Source organism: Pseudomonas folii (assembly GCF_014357575.1).
GTDB classification, from domain to species: domain Bacteria; phylum Pseudomonadota; class Gammaproteobacteria; order Pseudomonadales; family Pseudomonadaceae; genus Aquipseudomonas; species Aquipseudomonas folii.
Map to the genome: position 1 here is coordinate 1 of NZ_JACONW010000259.1, position 3,802 is coordinate 3,802.

At 55.6% G+C, this 3,802-nt stretch carries 4 protein-coding genes; all 4 read left to right on the forward strand.

Going from position 1 to position 3,802, the window contains the following annotated elements; all coding sequences use genetic code 11:
• Positions 1–140: 140 nt before the first annotated feature.
• Positions 141–872: a HugZ family pyridoxamine 5'-phosphate oxidase gene (locus H8S59_RS26325; protein WP_187523313.1), complete on the forward strand. Its 732-nt coding sequence runs from the start codon at positions 141–143 to the stop codon at positions 870–872.
• Between the two features lie 66 nt (positions 873–938).
• A complete protein-coding gene (locus H8S59_RS26330; protein ID WP_095096297.1) occupies positions 939–1,421 on the forward strand; it encodes an FxsA family protein in 483 nt (160 codons plus the stop codon).
• A 258-nt stretch (positions 1,422–1,679) separates the two neighbouring features.
• On the forward strand, positions 1,680–1,973 hold the full coding sequence (locus tag H8S59_RS26335; protein ID WP_020292988.1) for a co-chaperone GroES: 294 nt from the start codon (positions 1,680–1,682) through the stop codon (positions 1,971–1,973).
• A gap of 51 nt (positions 1,974–2,024) precedes the next feature.
• Positions 2,025–3,671 carry a chaperonin GroEL gene (groL, locus tag H8S59_RS26340; protein WP_027900278.1) on the forward strand — a complete coding sequence of 549 codons (1,647 nt, stop codon included), beginning with the start codon at positions 2,025–2,027 and terminating at the stop codon, positions 3,669–3,671.
• Positions 3,672–3,802: the final 131 nt, after the last annotated feature.

Consider the following 3,802-nt stretch of genomic DNA (forward strand, 5'->3'; position numbering starts at 1 on the left):
TCCCGCCATCCCGCTGGCTCCCTTCGCAATAATTATTAGCTTGTCTTTCAACCCCCTGCACGTGCCCAATCAGCTGACTACTGTCAGCTTTATTCATAGGTGCGTCGATTGTCGGCGAGTAGGTTACGAGGAGTTATCAGATGAGTGGAAAGGCGATCAAGCAGGCACGGGAGTTGTTGCTCAAGGAATATCGGGGCGTGCTGTCCACACACTCCAAATCCATGCCGGGTTTCCCGTTTGGCTCGTCTGTTCCTTATTGTCTTGATGATCTGGGGCGGCCGTTGATATTGATCAGCCGTATCGCTCAGCACACTCACAACCTGGGCAAAGACGCGAAGTGCTCATTGCTGGTGGGCGAGCGCGAAGCTGACGATGTCCAGGCGACAGGACGCGTGACGGTCATGGCTGAGGCGCACAAGCTTGTTGAGCCAGACGCCATCGAATCAGCCTCACAGCGCTATTACCGTTTTTTCCCCGAATCGAAAAGCTATCACTCCGCCCATGATTTCGATTTCTGGGTACTGATGCCCGTGCGCTACCGTTTCATCGGCGGCTTTGGTGCCATTCACTGGCTTGACCATGTCGAGCTGGCAAACCCGTTTGCCGGTCCCTCTGAAGCCAGCATGGTCGAGCACATGAATGCTGACCACGCCAAAGCCATTGCTCACTACGTGCAACTCTCTGGTCTGCCGCAAAGTGAAGTTGCGCAATTGGCAGGTATCGACAGCGAAGGCATGCACCTGCGCATCGGTAAGAGCCTTTACTGGCTGGCGTTCGGTGAGCCCTGTAACACACCGAAACAAGTCCGCGAAGCCTTGGTTCAGCTGGCTCACGCGGAAAAATGGCCTGTTCGTGACACTCAAGAGGCTTGAATTCACGCTTTGATGACGTCACGTAGGGTCTACTGCAAGGCATTCTTGCGTTGAGGAATTCAATTGATGCGTGTTTTTCTACTGCTGTTTCTTCTTTTTCCGGTACTGGAACTGTTCGTTCTGGTACGGGTGGGCATGTCGATAGGCTTCTTTCCGACATTCCTGATGGTGGTCGCAACTTCGCTGTTGGGCCTGTTCGTGATTCGTGTGGCCGGGTTCGCGACAGCGATGCGCGCCCGTGAAAGTCTGTCTCGCGGCGAGTTGCCTGCCCAGCAGATGCTCGAAGGTCTGATGATTGCTGTCGGTGGTGGTCTGCTGCTGTTGCCAGGTTTCATCAGCGACATTCTTGGCGTCATCTGCCTGTTGCCGATCACCCGTCGGGTGCTGGTCAACACCATGCGCAAGCGTGCTGAAGATCAGGCCCTGCGCCAGCGTGCATTCGCTGACGACATGCCGGCCAGCAACGATCCGGGTCGCCCCGGCGCAATTCATCCTCCGACCCGTGAGCCGGATGTGATCGAAGGCGAGTTCGAACATCGCGACAAGTAATCGGGCTGATCGCCCCACCACGCGGCACCTCAGGGTGCCGCGTGCGTTTCACGACGCAGTAGCTTTCGACAAAAAAATTCAACCGCTGGCCTTGTAATCACCATGCCCGCCCTTATGTATGGGTCACCGCAAGGTTTCTGGCCTTTTTGCCAGACCGTATTCTGCGGTTCGCTCGTCGAACCGTAACCGGCAACGCCGGATGTTTAACTCGCCGGTGTATTCACTGGCCGTTTAAAAACCATAATCAGGAGATCGACAATGAAGCTTCGTCCTCTGCATGACCGCGTCGTAATCCGTCGCAGCGAAGAAGAATCCAAAACTGCTGGCGGTATCGTTCTGCCAGGTTCGGCTGCTGAAAAGCCAAACCGTGGCGAGATCCTCGCTGTTGGTACCGGCCGCGTGCTGGACAACGGTGAAGTACGTGCGCTGGCCGTGAAAGTGGGTGACAAAGTGGTGTTTGGCCCTTACTCCGGCAGCAACACTGTGAAAGTAGATGGCGAAGACCTGCTGGTGATGAGCGAGAACGAAATTCTCGCGGTCGTCGAAGCCTGAGTCACCCCACTAGTTTCCGTTACTACTCAAAGTATTTAAGGAAGATCGATCATGGCTGCTAAAGAAGTAAAATTCGGCGATTCTGGCCGTAAAAAAATGCTCGCCGGTGTCAACGTCCTGGCTGACGCAGTAAAAGCAACCTTGGGCCCGAAAGGCCGTAACGTCATTATCGAGAAGAGCTTCGGCGCTCCTCTGATCACCAAAGATGGTGTTTCGGTTGCTAAAGAAATCGAACTGAAAGACCGCTTCGAAAACATGGGCGCGCAACTGGTCAAAGACGTTGCTTCCCGTGCCAACGATGACGCTGGTGACGGTACTACCACTGCAACCGTTCTGGCTCAGGCCATTGTCAACGAAGGCCTGAAAGCCGTCGCTGCCGGCATGAACCCGATGGACCTGAAGCGCGGCATCGACAAGGCGACCATCGCCATCGTTGCTGAGCTGAAGAAACTGTCCAAGCCTTGCACTGACACCAAGGCCATCGCTCAGGTAGGTACTATCTCCGCGAACTCCGACAATTCCATCGGCGACATCATTGCTGAAGCCATGGAAAAAGTGACCAAAGACGGCGTTATCACCGTTGAAGAAGGCTCGGGCCTGGAAAACGAACTGTCGGTTGTTGAAGGCATGCAGTTCGACCGCGGTTACCTGTCCCCGTACTTCATCAACAAGCCAGACACCATGGTTGCCGAGCTGGACAGCCCGCTGCTCCTGCTGGTCGACAAGAAAATCTCGAACATCCGCGAAATGCTGCCAGTTCTGGAAGCTGTTGCCAAAGCCGGTCGTCCGCTGTTGATCGTTGCTGAAGACGTTGAAGGCGAAGCCTTGGCGACTCTGGTTGTGAACAACATGCGCGGTATCGTCAAAGTTGCAGCCGTCAAGGCTCCAGGTTTCGGCGATCGTCGCAAGGCAATGCTGCAGGACATCGCTGTCCTGACTGGCGGTACCGTTATCTCCGAAGAAATCGGCCTGAGCCTGGAAACCACTACCCTGGAACACCTGGGTAATGCCAAGCGCGTTGTGCTGAACAAAGAAAACACCACCATCATCGACGGTGCTGGCGTTCGCACTGACATCGACGGTCGTATCTCGCAGATTCGTCAGCAGATCGGTGACACCACTTCGGACTACGACAAAGAAAAACTGCAAGAGCGTCTGGCCAAGCTGTCCGGCGGCGTTGCAGTCATCAAAGTCGGCGCCGGTTCCGAAGTTGAAATGAAAGAGAAGAAAGCCCGCGTTGAAGACGCCCTGCACGCAACTCGTGCAGCCGTTGAAGAAGGCGTGGTACCTGGCGGTGGCGTGGCTCTGGTGCGCTCGCTGCAGGCAATCTCCGAACTGAAAGGCGACAACGCCGATCAGAACGTCGGTATCGCTCTGCTGCGTCGCGCTGTAGAAGCTCCACTGCGTCAGATCGTCGCCAACTCCGGTGACGAGCCAAGCGTTGTGGTCGACAAGGTCAAGCAGGGTTCGGGTAACTTCGGTTACAACGCTGCTACCGGCGAATACGGCGACATGATCGAAATGGGCATCCTGGACCCGGCTAAAGTGACTCGTTCTGCTCTGCAGGCCGCGTCCTCTATCGCCAGCCTGATGATCACCACCGAAGCCATGATCGCTGACGCTCCGGACGACAAGGCACCAGCTGGCGGCGGCATGCCAGACATGGGCGGCATGGGTGGTATGGGCGGCATGATGTAAGCCAGCTTCACCCCCTAGCTGTACCCCATAAAAGAACCCCGCCTTGTGCGGGGTTTTTTTATGGGGGTGTATCTCTCCGTCTAGACAGAGCGAAATGCGAGCTGAACCTCAGGAGATTCAATGTTCTTAAA